11 protein-coding genes are annotated in these 14,316 nt (G+C 43.2%); 2 read left to right on the forward strand and 9 right to left on the reverse strand.

What is annotated here, in order from left to right:
- Positions 1-54 precede the first annotated feature (54 nt).
- The 5 genes from CH373_RS01425 to nirB are packed head-to-tail and all read right to left on the reverse strand — an operon-like array spanning position 55 to position 5,908.
- The gene (locus CH373_RS01425; RefSeq protein ID WP_100712143.1) at positions 55-1,248 is read right to left on the reverse strand and encodes a molybdopterin molybdotransferase MoeA; all 1,194 of its coding nucleotides are present in this window, start codon (positions 1,246-1,248) and stop codon (positions 55-57) included.
- Positions 1,245-2,165 (reverse strand): bifunctional molybdenum cofactor biosynthesis protein MoaC/MoaB, encoded by a 921-nt coding sequence (moaCB, locus tag CH373_RS01430; protein ID WP_100712144.1) that lies wholly within the window; start codon positions 2,163-2,165, stop codon positions 1,245-1,247. The genes CH373_RS01425 and moaCB overlap by 4 nt, the downstream gene beginning before the upstream one ends.
- Positions 2,166-2,179: 14 nt before the next feature.
- Positions 2,180-2,956: a uroporphyrinogen-III C-methyltransferase gene (cobA, locus tag CH373_RS01435; RefSeq protein WP_100712145.1), complete on the reverse strand. Its 777-nt coding sequence runs from the start codon at positions 2,954-2,956 to the stop codon at positions 2,180-2,182.
- Positions 2,957-2,991: 35 nt separating this feature from the next.
- Positions 2,992-3,378 carry a nitrite reductase small subunit NirD gene (gene nirD, locus CH373_RS01440; RefSeq protein ID WP_100712146.1) on the reverse strand — a complete coding sequence of 129 codons (387 nt, stop codon included), beginning with the start codon at positions 3,376-3,378 and terminating at the stop codon, positions 2,992-2,994.
- 10 nt (positions 3,379-3,388) lie between these two features.
- Positions 3,389-5,908 carry a nitrite reductase large subunit NirB gene (gene nirB, locus CH373_RS01445; protein ID WP_100712147.1) on the reverse strand — a complete coding sequence of 840 codons (2,520 nt, stop codon included), beginning with the start codon at positions 5,906-5,908 and terminating at the stop codon, positions 3,389-3,391.
- A gap of 459 nt (positions 5,909-6,367) precedes the next feature.
- On the opposite strand from nirB, the gene CH373_RS01450 reads away from it, so the two are divergent.
- Both CH373_RS01450 and CH373_RS01455 read left to right on the forward strand, forming a co-directional pair.
- A complete protein-coding gene (locus CH373_RS01450; protein WP_100712148.1) occupies positions 6,368-9,907 on the forward strand; it encodes a nitrate reductase in 3,540 nt (1,179 codons plus the stop codon).
- A 30-nt stretch (positions 9,908-9,937) separates the two neighbouring features.
- The gene (locus tag CH373_RS01455) at positions 9,938-11,704 is read left to right on the forward strand and encodes an alginate export family protein (protein ID WP_100712149.1); all 1,767 of its coding nucleotides are present in this window, start codon (positions 9,938-9,940) and stop codon (positions 11,702-11,704) included.
- A 59-nt stretch (positions 11,705-11,763) separates the two neighbouring features.
- Here CH373_RS01455 and CH373_RS01460 read toward each other — a convergent pair whose 3' ends face one another.
- The 4 genes from CH373_RS01460 to CH373_RS01480 all read right to left on the reverse strand — a co-directional run bounded on the left by CH373_RS01460 (position 11,764) and on the right by CH373_RS01480 (position 14,270).
- Positions 11,764-11,949 (reverse strand): hypothetical protein, encoded by a 186-nt coding sequence (locus CH373_RS01460; RefSeq protein ID WP_100712150.1) that lies wholly within the window; start codon positions 11,947-11,949, stop codon positions 11,764-11,766.
- Positions 11,950-12,156: 207 nt separating this feature from the next.
- Positions 12,157-12,570: a nucleoside-diphosphate kinase gene (locus tag CH373_RS01470; protein ID WP_100712152.1), complete on the reverse strand. Its 414-nt coding sequence runs from the start codon at positions 12,568-12,570 to the stop codon at positions 12,157-12,159.
- Between the two features lie 9 nt (positions 12,571-12,579).
- Entirely contained in the window at positions 12,580-13,062 is a 483-nt protein-coding gene (gene coaD / locus CH373_RS01475; RefSeq protein WP_100712153.1) for a pantetheine-phosphate adenylyltransferase, read from the reverse strand.
- Positions 13,059-14,270, reverse strand: a complete 1,212-nt coding sequence (locus CH373_RS01480; protein ID WP_100712154.1) for an argininosuccinate synthase — start codon at positions 14,268-14,270, stop codon at positions 13,059-13,061. The genes coaD and CH373_RS01480 overlap by 4 nt, the downstream gene beginning before the upstream one ends.
- Positions 14,271-14,316: the final 46 nt, after the last annotated feature.

Below are 14,316 nucleotides of genomic sequence, written 5' to 3' on the forward strand. Positions count from 1 at the left end.
ATTGAATCGGATCAGATGAATCAAGGTCTCAGGATGAAAGTAGGTGAAAAAAATTCACCAAAACAAAAACTCCAAAACCTCCCCTTCCTTGATTTCGGGCTTATCGGCCGGATGTAAAGCGATCCCGTCCGAAAGCAAGCCCGCAGTAATGTCTCCACTCCCGTTGAATTTTTTGGGCAGCACACCTGTAACTAAGTTGTTTTCCAGTAACGCCGGAAAGTATTCGGGAAGCTTATTGCCTTTGCTCCGCGATTGCAAGATCGGAAGATTGAGTGTAGACGATTCCGGAAGACTTAAGAATTTTCGAATATACGGTTCTACAAAAAGCCTGGCACAAACCTGTACGCTAAATGGATTTCCAGGCAGTGCAAATACTACGCAACTTTTTGTTCTGCCAAACCAAATGGGTTTTCCCGGTTTCAATTCTACTTTATGGAAAATTTCTTGGACACCGAGTTTACTTAATACCGAAGGGATCAGATCCAAACTGCCCATGGAAACTCCACCGGTAATCAAAAGAATTTCCGACGTTAGTCCCTGTTTTAAGGCTTCCTGTATTTTTGGTTCTTCATCCGGAACTAAGTTCACAGACAATGGAGTGATTCCGAATTTCTTTAAAAAAGAAGTGAGACCATGTGAATTAGAATCACGAATTTGAAAAGGTTTCGGTTTTGCCTCGATTGAAACCACCTCGTTTCCGGTGGAAACGATGGAAACTTTAGGAGGAGAAAATACTCGGACCTTATCCTTCCCCAAAGAAGCAAGGAGTGAGATTACGGATGCATTGATTATAGTTCCGGATGAAATTACCGTCTGTCCTTTTCGAAGGTCTTCTCCTTGTTTTGCAATATTCTGACCCGACTTAATTTTGGTAGGGACGAATCGAACCATCTTTAGATTCCCTTCTTGGGAAACATCCTTGGAATCCTCAAACTTGATCACTGTATCCAAACCATCTGGGACGGGAGCACCGGTCATAATCTTTACGATTCTCTCGCCTTTTCTCAGTTTGATTTTCATTCCCGCAGATACTTCAGTTTGGTAAGTAAAGACTTTCCCGGTTTCGTAATCTTTACTTTTCAGGGCGAAACCATCCATCGTAGAACGATGAAAAGGCGGATAGTCTCGATCAGCCTTTACAGTTTCGGCAAGCGAAAATCCGGTTGCTTGGTCCAAAGAGATCAGGATCGTTTCAGGTTTATTCACTTTTAATAATATTCGTTTAAGTGCATCCGAAATCGAAATCAATGTCCGCTTCCTCTCATCATTTTTTTTGCATGAAAAATCCCGGGCAAAATTGCTTGCAGGCTTTCCCTAGCTCCGTTTGTGCTTCCGGGAACGCAAACTATGATTGTTTTGCCGATTCTTCCTCCTAGGGAGCGAGAGAGCATGGAAAAAGGAGTACGATCTTGGCCGAAAGATCTCATAGCCTCTGCAATTCCCGGAATTTCCTGGTCCAGCATGGGCCTGATCGTATCTGTAGTATTATCTCTTGGTCCGAGTCCAGTTCCACCGCTCGAAACAATCAGATCAACTTTTTCATTTACCCATTCAGAAATTACTTTTTTGATTTCGGTCGGTTCATCCGGGACAATTTTCAGATCTATTACTTCGACTGAATGGCTTTTTAACAATTCCGATATTGCTTTGCCCGATCCATCTTCTCTTTTTCCTTCGAAAGTAGAATCGGAACACACTAAAATAGCCGCTTTGGAGCCCTCTGCAAATTTAGTGATTTGTAAATCGCTTTTGCCGCCTTTCTTCTCAGTCAAGTGGATAGAAGATATTACTAAATCTTTATCTATTGGCTTTAGTAAATCGTAAATTACGAGGGAAGCTACGGAAAGTCCGGTTAGAACCTCCATTTCGATTCCCGTTCTTCCTATTGATTTTGCACTAGCGGTAATTTTTACTCCGCAAGTTGCTTTTTCTTGAAAAGTTTCGAATTGTATATCGAAAGAATCTATACTAACTGGATGGCAATGTGGAATCAGGTCCGAAGTCTTTTTGGAGGCGAGCAGTGCAGCGGCTTTGGCTACTCCAAATAAGTCTCCTTTAGGAAGATCTTTATTGATGATTCTTTGTAGGGTTTCCGGTTTGCAAAACACAAAGCCTTCTGCCTCTGCAGAGCGAAGGCTGACTCTTTTTCCGGTAATATCGTTCATTTTAACCTAATCCTTCAAATAGAAAAGGCCTGCTGGCGTGCCTCCTTTCTCAGTGCTTCCATTTCGATATAGAAGCGAACGATACCGCCTATCACTAGTAAAGCGGGAGACCGAACTTCGTTTTTAGATGCGAGTTCCAGTATATTTCCCAAGTTTCCAGTTAATATTCTCTCCGATTCTAAAGTTGCATTCTCTATGATTGCGATCGGGGTATCTTCTGGATTTTGGGAGTTCAGCAGTTCCTTAGTTATCGTTTCTAACGAATTCAATCCCATATAAACGATCAATGTTTTTCCTGCACAAACTAAATCCCTAAATCCTTCCGAATTTTTGCCGTCTTTTTTATGTCCGGATAGAAATACGATTTCTCGCGCATAATCCCTATGTGTGAGAGGTATCCCAAGGGAAGCAGCCGCCCCAGAAGCCGTAGTAACTCCTGCGACGATCTCGCAATCGATTCCAAGAGAAAGTAGGTAAGCAAACTCTTCTCCCACTCTTGCAAAAATTGCAGGATCTCCTCCTTTTAATCGGACTACGATATCATACTGGGATGCGGCCTCGGCGATTTTTTCGTTAATCTCCTGTTGCGCGCAACTATGCTGACCAATTCGCTTACCAACGTAGATTAATTCTGCGCTCTTTCTGCACAGTCGAAGCACTTTGGCCGAAACCAGATCGTCGTACAGCACAACTTGGGCTTTTCGGAGTACTTTCACCGCCTTAACGGTTAGCAAGTCCGGATCACCCGGGCCTGCTCCTACGAGGTAGACTTTTCTCTCAAAACTTCTCAACGGTGATCACCCAATCGATCCTACTTTCGAGTTACCTACGAAAGCTTGGATTCTCCTTCTTTCGATTGAATGCTATCGTCGATCATGATAAACACGGAATCGTTTTGAATCACAACCGGATAAGTATTGATTCTATAAGAATCACCTGATAGACATTCTCCTGTCTTTAAAGAGAATGCTTTTTTGTGCATCGGGCAAGCAACCTTAGGAGTTCCATTCGAATCTCCTAACAATCCCCTAGATAAAACCATATCTCCCGTATGAGGACAAGCATTGTCGCAAGCGTACCACTCATTCCGAGATTCGAATCGATAAATCGCAATTTGGCGGTCGCCGATTTTTGCGCAAACTCCACCTTCTTCCGGAAAATCGGAAACCGGTGCGACCAAAAATAGATTTTTGTTCTTAATAGCTGTTTCCATTCTTTCCTCCTTACGAATTTACCAACTCAGTTTTGGGCCAATCAACAGGGCGTTTTTGACCACGCTCTTCTACAAACTTGATGGTCGGATCCGTATCGTTGCTGTTTATGAAATGTTTAAATTTCTTTTGCTTCTCAGGATTTTCCACCACGTCCTTCCATTCGCAGACGTAAGTGTCTACCAATCTGTTCATTTCCTCTTCGAGTTGAGAGTTGATTCCCAGACGATCGTTAATGATCACATCCTTGAGATAATCGATTCCACCTTCGAGTTGTTCAAGCCACGCAGAAGTTCTGGTGAGCTTGTCCGCGGTTCTAATGTAAAACATGAGAAAGCGATCTATATAACGAATGCAAGTTTCATCATCTAAATCTTCTGCGAGCAGAATTGCGTGCTTTGGATTTACCCCGCCATTCCCTCCGACATAAAGGTTCCAACCTTTTTCGGTAGCAATGATCCCGAAGTCTTTTCCTCTAGCTTCTGCACATTCACGAATGCAACCGGAAACAGCGGACTTCAATTTGTGAGGGGCTCGGATTCCTCTATATCTCTCTTCTATCTTGATCGCAAACGCAGTGCTATCCTGCACTCCATATCTGCACCAAGTGGAACCGACACAGCTCTTTACGGTTCGCATTGCTTTTCCATATGCGTGTCCGCTTTCGAATCCGTTTTCTACGAGATCTCGCCAAATGTCCGGTAGCTGATCGACTCTAGCACCGAGCAGGTCGATTCGTTGTCCGCCAGTGATCTTACAGTAAAGTCCGTATTTTTTTCCGATCTCTCCCAAGACGATCAGTTTCTCCGGAGTAATTTCACCACCTGGAATTCTAGGAATTACTGAGTAGGTTCCTCCTCTTTGGATATTCGCGAGAAATTTATCATTGGTGTCTTGGATTTCTCTGTGCTTTTGGATAGGCTCGTTGTAAAGGCTTGCGAGGATCGATGCAACAGCAGGCTTACAAGTTTCGCAGCCATTTCCTTTTCCCTGCACAGCGAGAACTTCTTTGTAAGAAGTAAGACCTTTCACTTTGATTAATTGAAACAATTCTTGTCTTGAATAAGCGAAGTGCTCGCAAAGGTGTTCCGTAACAACTTTACCTTGCGATCTTAACTCTGCTTTTAGAAGATTATTTACCTGTGGTAAACATCCGCCGCAACCTGTGCCTGCCTTTGTGCAACTTTTCAAAGTGCCTAAATCAGTGCAGTCTTGTTCACGGATCGCGGTCAAGATATCACCTTTCGATACGTTGTTGCAAGAACAGATCTTTGCTTGGTCCGGAAGTGAGTCAGCGCTAAAGGCAGACTCAGAATTTGGCGAACCTACGATCAGGGTTTCCGGAGCTTCTGGTAGTTCCACTTTGTTCAAGTAGAGCGCCAACAGATTTCCATAGGCCTCCGCGTCTCCGACTAAAATGCCGCCCAACAGGAATTTTCCATCTTCGGAAATTACGAGTTTCTTATATACTCCTGTCCTTGGGTTGGTGAATACGATTGGAATATGTTTGGATTGTCCTAAAGCATCCCCAAAGGAAGCAACATCGACTCCGATTAATTTGAGTTTGGTAGATAGATCGGATCCAGCATATACTTTCGGTGTCTGACTTGGACTGCAAAGATTGTAAGCCAAGGATTCCGCCATTTCATATCCAGGTGCGACTAAGCCATAAATGAAATTTCGGTGAAGTGCGACTTCTCCTATCGCGTAGATTCCATACACGTTTGTCTTAAGTTCATCATCGACGATAATCCCGCCTCTTTCTCCAACTGTGATACCAGCTTTGCTGGCCAATTCATCTCTAGGGCGAATTCCGGCTGAAATCACTAACATTCCGATCTCGAGGTTAGAGCCGTCTTTAAATTGGAGTCCTTCTATTTTAGAATCTCCTAATGCTTTTTCAGTCTGCGTGTCAAGGTGTATCGTTACACCAAGTTCTTCGATTTTACTTTTCAAGATCGAGGAACCTGCTTCGTCTAGTTGTCTCGGCATAAGTCTAGAGGCGAATTCAACCACGTGAGTCTTTTTGCCCATATCAACCAGAGCTTTGGCAGCTTCCAGTCCTAGCAAGCCGCCTCCTAGCACGGCAGCCTTTTGTATTCCTTTGCCGTATTCTAAGATCTTATCCAAATCTTCGATGGTTCTATAAACAAACACTCCCTGTTTATCAACACCTTCAAATGTAGGAACAAAAGGAGAAGACCCCGTTGCGAACACGAGTTCGTCAAAAACCAGCTCTGTGCCACGGGAAGTAGTTAGAATTCTAGATTTGGTATCAATCGAAACTGCGGGCTCGGACAGAAGCAGTTTGATTCCGTTGGCTCTGTACCAGTCAGGTGGACAGAGATATAACAAGTCTACGGACTTTGTCGCAAAGTATTCGGAAAGGTGCACACGATCATAGGCCCTTCTAGGTTCTTCGCCTAGAACAGTAATTTCGAACTTTTCGGAGCCGCCAAATTCTAAGATCTTTTCAACGAAACGGTGTCCCACCATTCCATTGCCGATAACGATTAGTTTTCTCTTTTGCATAAGAGCTTCCTACACATCTCTTTGTTCTATAGTTCGAGGAGTTCCTTCTATTTTTGTGAAAACTCTTCGGAGACCAAGGTCTCGAATGATATTTAAGCAGGATTTGTACCAAACTTTGAAAAAAAGTAAAAAATAGAAGGGAAAACTCGCAGGCAATCGAAAAGATTCTATAGATACTGGGACCAAATGATTTTATTCTAGAAAAAAGAATGACCAAAATTTGATCGTATTCCTAAATTCGAGGGGTTCTATCTAGCAATAATACGAGAATTGTACGGAAATTAGGCACTATGTACACTATTAATTGTTTGGCTAGGAGCGAGCCAAAAGAGAAACCCACTTTCTAAAAATTTGGTGATTCCTTATAAAATTTGTAAGTTTTCGAGTAATAAAGCCCTTCGTCCCAGTTTTTTGAGCTAAAAACTGAAGTTTATAACTAGTTGGCATATATTTTGCTAAATGCTCAATGTGAAGTCTGTAGAAACACATCCTAGTACTTGCTCCTACTGCGGAGTTGGCTGCGGTGTTCTATTACACAAACATAACGATCAAAAGCTTTCCGTGGAGGGAGATCCGAATCACCCGGCAAATCGGGGCTTGCTCTGTTCCAAGGGAATGAATCTGCATTATGCGCTTTTGGATCGATCGGACCGTTTGCTCTACCCTATGATGCGAGAGCATAGAAATTCGGAATTAAAGGAAGTTACTTGGGAAGCCGCTTTAAACAGAGCCGCATTAGAATTTCGTAAAATTATCAATGAGCATGGACCGGATTCGGTTGGGTTTTATGTTTCGGGCCAGTTGTTGACCGAAGAATACTATATTATTAACAAACTTACGAAGGGATTTCTTGGAACAAACAATATAGATACGAACTCTAGGCTATGCATGAGTTCCGCAGTGGTTGGATACAAAATGGCCTTAGGAGAAGACAGCGTACCAGTTTGTTATGAAGATATTGAACTCGCAGATTGTTTTCTGATTGCAGGAGCAAACCCTGCTTGGTGTCACCCGATTTTATTTAGAAGAATCGAAGCACGAAAGAAAGAGAATCCGAATGATGTGAAGATCATTGTAGTCGATCCTCGTAGAACTGAATCTTGCGAGGATGCTGATTTACATCTGCAGATCAATCCCGGCACAGACATCTATTTATTCAATGCTATTGCAAGAATCTTAATAGAAACGAACCAAATAAATAACGATTTTATAAAGAATCACACCGAGGGGTTTTCCGAACTAAAGGAGAAGGTCTTTCAAACAGATTTGCAAACATCGGCAGGGCTCTGCGGTGTACCAACAGAATCGATAGTCAAGGCTGCTAATCTAATCGGATCCTCCAAAGGCTTTTTGAGCCTTTGGGCAATGGGCCTGAATCAAAGTGTAGTAGGAGTGAATAAGAATTTAGCTTTGTTAAATCTTTCCCTTATTACCGGAAAAATCGGAAAGCCGGGTAACGGTCCTTTTTCACTTACAGGACAACCAAATGCGATGGGCGGACGAGAAGTCGGCGGGTTATGCAATTTATTGCCGGCGCATAGAAATTTACAAAATCCAGAACATAGAAAAGAGGTCGCAACTTTCTGGGGTGTAAACTCCATCCAGGAAAAACCGGGTTATAGCGCCACCGAGATGTTTGAGAATCTTACTTCCGGGAAGATGAAGGCGATTTGGATCGTATGTACCAATCCGACAGTAAGCTTGCCAGATGCTCGGACTGTAGAAAGCGGCCTGAGGAGCGCTGATTTTGTAGTTGTGCAAGATATTTCCAAAGATTCCGGTGCAGTTCCATTCGCGGATCTTGTTCTGCCTGCGGCAGGCTGGGCCGAAAAGCAAGGAACCATGACGAACTCCGATAGAAGGATCACATATCTTCCGAAAGCTATAGAACCTCCGGGTGAAGCAGTTGCAGATACAATGATCATTCGCGATTTTGCGCATAAAATGGGCTATGCTCCCTCTTTTGATTACAAGGACGAAGAGGAAGTGTTCTTAGAATATTGCAGAATCACTTCCGGAACAAATATCGATATTACAGGTTTAGATTATTCGATTCTAAAAGAAAGAAGATCAGTGCAATGGCCTTTTCCTGACAAGGATCATGAAGGAACTCCTCGGCTTTTCACTGACGGTAAATTTTTTCGACCAAGTGGTTTGGCAAAAATTCATGATGTAAATCCCGAGGATCCTTCCGAAAAGCCTACCCCTGATTTTCCTCTGACGCTGACTACCGGAAGAATCAGAGATCAGTGGCACACGATGACTCGCACTGGAAAAGTAAGAAAGTTGCGCGAGCACAGAAGAGAACCTTATCTCGAAATTCATCCTGAAAATGCAAAGGTCCGTGAAATAGAGGAAGGAAGCATCGTCGAAGTCAAGAATTCCCGAGGCCTAGTTCGAGTGAGAGCAAAGGTAACCGAGGAGATTAAGGAAAACACTGTTTTTCTACCGATGCATTGGGGAAGAAAAAACGGAAGGGATGATAGTCGTGCAAATAATTTAACGAGTAAGGAATATGATCCTTTTTCAAAACAGCCAGGCTTTAAAATATCTTCCGTCGAGGTTAAATTATTCAAGAAACAGAAAGAAAAGGTTCTGATTATCGGCGGAGGAAACGGAACATTAGCTTTTTTGAAAGCATATCGTCAGCTTGCTCCGGAAGATGAGATATCTCTGTTGTGTAAAGAAGAGAATCCTTTTTATAATCGAATTCTTTTGCCGGATTACATCAGTGGAGAAAAGCAATTCGGCGACCTGTTGGCTATCGATCAAGAGGAAATCGATTCTTGGAATTTGGAAGTTTTTTCTGGAACTGCTGTCGAAGAGCTATTGCCCGAAGCGAAGAAAGTAAAAGATTCGAACGGAATATTACATTCATATAATAAACTTATCCTTGCTACAGGAAGCTCAGCATCCATTCCGAAATCCATCCCCCCGGAAATGGACGGAATATTCAGTCTGAGAGGCAAGGCTGACGCAGAAAAGATCAGAGGATTCTTTGTTCCAGATTCGCATGCATTAATTGTTGGAGGCGGTTTACTCGGATTAGAATTGGCGGCCGCTCTCAAATCCAACGGCGTACTCGTAACGATTTTAGTAAGAACGGACAGATTGATGTCCAAACAGTTAGATCCGATCGCGAGCGCCATCTTAAAAGATGAGATATTGGACCGAGGAATCAATATCCTATTTAATAGTCAGATCTCAAAAATCAAAGGAACGACTCGTGTAATGAGCGTGAAGCTCTCCGACGGCTCTGAGATCATTCCAGACGGAATTGTATATGCGACCGGAACCACTCCGAATATAGGTTTGGCCAATTCAGCAGGACTTCAGTGCAATTCCGGAGTTCTGGTTAACCCTTGGTTGCAAACAAGCGACCCGGATATCTATGCGATCGGGGAGGTCGCCGAACACGAAAGCGGACTTTACGGAACAGTAGCTGCTACCGAAGAACAGGCGCGAATTGCTGCGAATCATATCTTCGGATATGCGCATCAAGCCTACGAAGGTTCTCTGCACACCAATCTATTGAAGATTCCCGGACTTGATCTGGTTTCCTTAAGAAGGCCGGACGCAGTCATGGATTTGGAGGACGATGAAACAGGTGAGTTTGAAGAAGTAACATTATTAGATCGTAAATTAAGAAAATATAAAAAATGTGTGATAAAGGGAGATAGACTGGTTGGTGCGATTCTGATTGGAGATAAATCAGAATTCAGCACTTTCAAAGAATTAATCTCATCGGGACTCGAGTTGGGAGAAAAAAGAGCAAGTCTTCTATCAGGCGGAGGGCTCGTCACAAAACCAATCAAGGGCAAACTTGTATGCTCTTGCAATGGAGTCGGTGACGGCAATATCCGCGAGGAGATAGGCAAGGGCCTGTGTTCAATAGAGGATTTAGGTAAGGCTACCGGGGCTGGAACCGGGTGCGGTAGCTGTCGTCCGGAAATTTCGAAGATACTTAAGGAATCTTCAAAAGCGGATATCCGAGCTTAAAGAAATAAAAAATTAAAATGAGTCAACCATATGAGAAAAAGAAAAAAAATTTTGGAGAACATCGCCTACGCGTTGTTAGTTGCAACAGTTCCTTTTGGAGCTCTCTCTGCCCAAGAAGAGCCTAAGAAGGATCCAGCTGGTCAAACTGGTGCACAGGAGACACCTCAGACCCCGGCGGTGGTGCCGGCGCCTACGACTCCACCGCCTGAGAAGAAGAAACCTTGGTCAGAAGGTTTTACTTTAGGAGCTACGCTTAGGTTTAGACCGGAAGTAAAGATAAACTATGACTTTGATCGAAACAAAAACGATAACGTAGAATTTGTCGGTCAAAAGATTCAGTTTTGGATGGAAAAGGAACTCAGCGAGAATACCAAAGCTCGAGTGGTGTTGCAAGACACTAGACTTTGGGGAGCTGAAAAAGGATCCATCACCGGTTTGAACACGGCCAACGATACCACCAAACAATCTACGGATATTCGAGAAGCTTGGATTGAATCTAAGAACTTAATCGGACCAATCGCTTTGCAAGCCGGAAGACAAATCATGCGCTATGGCGACGAAAGATTGGTCGGTAGCTTGGATTGGACGAACGTGGGACGTAGCTTCGACGGGTTTAGATTGAAGTGGGATGAAAAGACTTTTTCTTCTCATGCATGGGTCATGTCACTTGGAGAAAAACATTCTGACATTGCCGGAAACTCAAGTAGTTTAGGGAAAAGGAATGTTTATCCTGCTCAATTTACCTGTACGAACGGGAGTAAGACTCCTTGTACAGTTGGACCGGATGTTCAAAAACAGGAATTAGGCGATGCCTACTTTACCGGTTTCTATAATACGTTCAAGCCTTCTGATCAATTTCATTTCGATCTGTACTATCTAGGGGTTTCTAAGCAGTACATCCCGACGAATAATGCGGCTGCACTTACTTTGCCTACGACAGTTGCAGGTCAAAATAGAAACCAAAGAACGGATAATCTAAACACTTTTGGTATACGCATTACCAACCGTACTCAAAAGGACAAGAAAGCTCTAACTGCTTTCGATTACACTTTCGAGTATGCGGCTCAAACCGGTACAACTGGTCAATACGTAAACCCAGGTTGGGATATCCTGAATACTGGAATCACTAAGACAGACCCTTTAACTGGAACTACTTACAGGCAAAGTCTGTACAGGGAAAAACAAGTATACGACGCATTTGCATTCGCAGCGGACCTTGGCTATACCTTTGGTCAGTTTAGATTAGGTGCGGAATATAATATTGGTAGTGGTGACCCGAATCGGAAAGACGGATCTGTTTCAACATTCTCTAACTTATTCCATACGAACCACAGTTTCTATGGAGAGGCCGACCAAGTCAGCTGGGTGAACATGGTAGCGAAATCTGCGAACATCTCCTACGACGCAAAGGAAATGGGAAAGTTGAGAATCGCTTATTGGGTTATCGACAAGCATAAACGCCAAGACGGCTGGTATGATGTCGCTGGTAACTTAAAAGAGGGAGCGAGCACCGAGTCTATCGGAAACAATCGATTCGACGCAGGAGCTCCTTCTGTTAAGGGAGCAGGAGATAACCGAGGCGCGGGCTTCTTGGGAAACAGATTGTTCAGAGAGCTTGATATCATTTATGCCGTGAAGTATAAAGATATTCAGTGGCAATTCGGCTATAGCTGGATTTTCGCGGGAGATTCTGTAGGAAGAAAAGTAAACGATCCTACTATAGTAGCTCAAGCAAGGACTTCTAGCTTTTTGCCTCAAGCCCAGTTTGCTTATCTGATGATGACCTATGCCTTTTAATCAGCAAGATTAAACGGCATGACTTTATTTTGTGTCCGCAATCGTTTCGGTTGCGGGCACTATTCAATATCCAGATCTATGTCTGGGGCTTCTCCTAAGAATTCTTCTTGGGCATAGATTACTTCCAGCACATCATCCATCCAATCTGGGGTTCCGTGATTCGGATCTCCGAAAGGATCAGTGCCTCTGTATTTCTCCATGATTTTAGAATGCTTGATGATTTGCTCTTTGGTGCTGGCTTTCATACTACTAGTTTCGGACGAAAATCGAAAAGGTTTTCCGGTACTTTGGGAAATTCAGAAATATATTTCCAAAAAGTACAAGAATTTTTTGTTTCAGATTCCGAAAAAAAGTCCGATATTTTCGGGAATTCAAACGTCCCAAAAACACTTATTAGGCGGGAAATTGGATCGCCCAGTATTTGGACGATCCGGGGTGATTTCTAGACTCGATTAAAAGAGCTCGTTTCCTTTGAAAAAGAAAGCGATTTCCATAGCCGCATTGTCATCAGAATCGGAACCATGGACGGTGTTCGCTTCTTTGCTTTCTGCAAACAAAGCCCGAATTGTTCCCGCGGCGGCTTCTTTTGGATCGGTTGCGCCGATTACGTCTCTCCAATGCTGCACCGCGTTTTCTCGATCTAATGCGGCTGCGACGATAGGTCCGGAAGACATATAATTGCACAGATCGTTATAAAAAGGTCGAGCTGAGTGCACTTTGTAAAATTGCTTCGCGTCTTCTAAAGAAAGTTTTAGATACTTGATTCCTTGGATCTTGAATCCTTCTTTTTCTATTCTTTGTAGAATATCACCGACGTGTTTATTTTTTACTCCGTCCGGCTTGATCATTATAAACGTTTTCGACATTTCAATTTCCTATTTAGATAATTTTTTAAGTAGTGCTTTGCTGACGATTTCAGGGACTTGAGCAGAAACGTCTCGCCCGTGTCTTGCGACTTCCTTAACAATCGTAGATGATACGAAAGAATATTCGTTGGACGACATTAGAAAAATCGTTTCTACTTCCGGTGCTAATTTCTTATTCATTAAAGAAATTGCATATTCATAGTCAAAGTCGGTAACCGCTCTAAGCCCACGAATGATGCTTTTTGCACCCCTTTTTCTGCAATAATCCACCGTCAGTCCCTCAAAGGTATCGATTTCTAAATTCGACCAGCCCTCGGTAACGGTTCGTATAAATCCCAATCGTTCTTCGATAGAAAAGAGCAAGCTCTTGCTTGAATTGATTGCAACTCCGATGATTACCTTGTCGAAAAGGCCCATCGATCTTTGCAGAATGTCCAAGTGACCGTTTGTCAAAGGGTCAAAAGAACCGGGATAGATCGCAACTCTAGTCATTTTCTTCGTAACCTTGCCGCTTCCTGAGCAGGAAGCCCATATAGATTAATGAATCCTTCCGCGTCGTACTGGTTGTACAACTCTTCTTTTTCGAAAGTCGCCATGGCCGGATTGTAAAGTGAAACTGGAGATTTTCTTCCGATCACCGTACAATTTCCTTTATAAAGTTTTACTTTCACTACGCCTGTCACAAATTTTTGGGTGTCCTGGATGAATGCTCTTACAGCGCTCATTCTGGAAGAGAACCAATGGCCGTTATAGATTAATTCCGCGAATTCGACCGAGAGTTTATCCTTGTGATGTTGAGTATCTCGATCTATCGTAATCGATTCCAAATCTCTATGAGCAATAAATAATATAGTTCCGCCTGGAGTTTCGTAAACACCTCTGGATTTAATTCCGACCAACCTATTTTCCACGATGTCGACTCTACCGATTCCGTGTTTTCCGCCGATCGTATTCAGAGTTTCCATTACTTCTAAAGGATTGAGTTTTTTGCCATTGACTCCAACGCAGTTCCCTTCCTGAAATTCTAGTTCCAGAATCTCAGGAGAATCAGGAGCCTTTTCAGGAGACACCGTAAGTAGGAACATATCTTCGTTTGGTTCTTTATAAGGATCTTCTAAAATTCCACCTTCGTAAGAGATGTGCATTAAATTTCTATCCATTGAATAAGGCTTTGCCGCGGTGACCGGCACTGGTATTCCTTTGGATTTTGCGTATTCGATTAAGTCGGATCTTCCTCCGAAATCCCAGGTTCTCCAAGGAGCAATAATCGTTTTATTCGGTGCTAATGATTTATATGCGAGTTCGAATCGAACCTGGTCGTTGCCTTTTCCAGTGGCTCCGTGGGCAAAGGCATCTGCGCCTTCCTGCTCTGCAACTTCAACCATTGCTTTTGCGATTAAAGGCCTGGCCAAGGAAGTTCCTAATAAATAGCGCATTTCGTATATTGCGTTTCCTTGAATTGCGGGAAAGATGAAGTCCCGTGCAAATTCAAGTCTCAAATCTCGGATATAGACTTTAGAAGCACCCGTCTTAATTCCTTTTTCTTCGAGGCCTGTTAACTCTTCTTTTTGGCCTATGTCCGCCGTAAAAGCGACCACTTCACAACCGTATTTTTCTTTTAACCAGGTCAGGATTACAGAAGTGTCCAGACCTCCAGAGTAAGCGAGTACGATCTTCTTAACTTGTTTTTGCGGAGCCATTCTAAGAATAGGGAATTTGTGGAGCCCTATCCGACAAGTAGGATTT

Source organism: Leptospira perolatii, assembly GCF_002811875.1.
GTDB classification, from domain to species: Bacteria; Spirochaetota; Leptospiria; order Leptospirales; family Leptospiraceae; genus Leptospira_B; species Leptospira_B perolatii.

What these genes read in the sequence shown, in the direction of transcription:
- moaCB (WP_100712144.1), bottom strand. Translation starts at nt 2,165, where the DNA reads ATGAACGATATTACCGGAAAAAGAGTCAGCCTTCGCTCTGCAGAGGCA.
- nirD (WP_100712146.1), bottom strand. Translation starts at nt 3,378, where the DNA reads ATGGAAACAGCTATTAAGAACAAAAATCTATTTTTGGTCGCACCGGTT.
- nirB (WP_100712147.1), bottom strand. Translation starts at nt 5,908, where the DNA reads ATGCAAAAGAGAAAACTAATCGTTATCGGCAATGGAATGGTGGGACAC.
- CH373_RS01450 (WP_100712148.1), top strand. Translation starts at nt 6,368, where the DNA reads ATGCTCAATGTGAAGTCTGTAGAAACACATCCTAGTACTTGCTCCTAC.
- CH373_RS01455 (WP_100712149.1), top strand. Translation starts at nt 9,938, where the DNA reads ATGAGAAAAAGAAAAAAAATTTTGGAGAACATCGCCTACGCGTTGTTA.
- CH373_RS01460 (WP_100712150.1), bottom strand. Translation starts at nt 11,949, where the DNA reads ATGAAAGCCAGCACCAAAGAGCAAATCATCAAGCATTCTAAAATCATG.
- CH373_RS01470 (WP_100712152.1), bottom strand. Translation starts at nt 12,570, where the DNA reads ATGTCGAAAACGTTTATAATGATCAAGCCGGACGGAGTAAAAAATAAA.
- coaD (WP_100712153.1), bottom strand. Translation starts at nt 13,062, where the DNA reads ATGACTAGAGTTGCGATCTATCCCGGTTCTTTTGACCCTTTGACAAAC.
- CH373_RS01480 (WP_100712154.1), bottom strand. Translation starts at nt 14,270, where the DNA reads ATGGCTCCGCAAAAACAAGTTAAGAAGATCGTACTCGCTTACTCTGGA.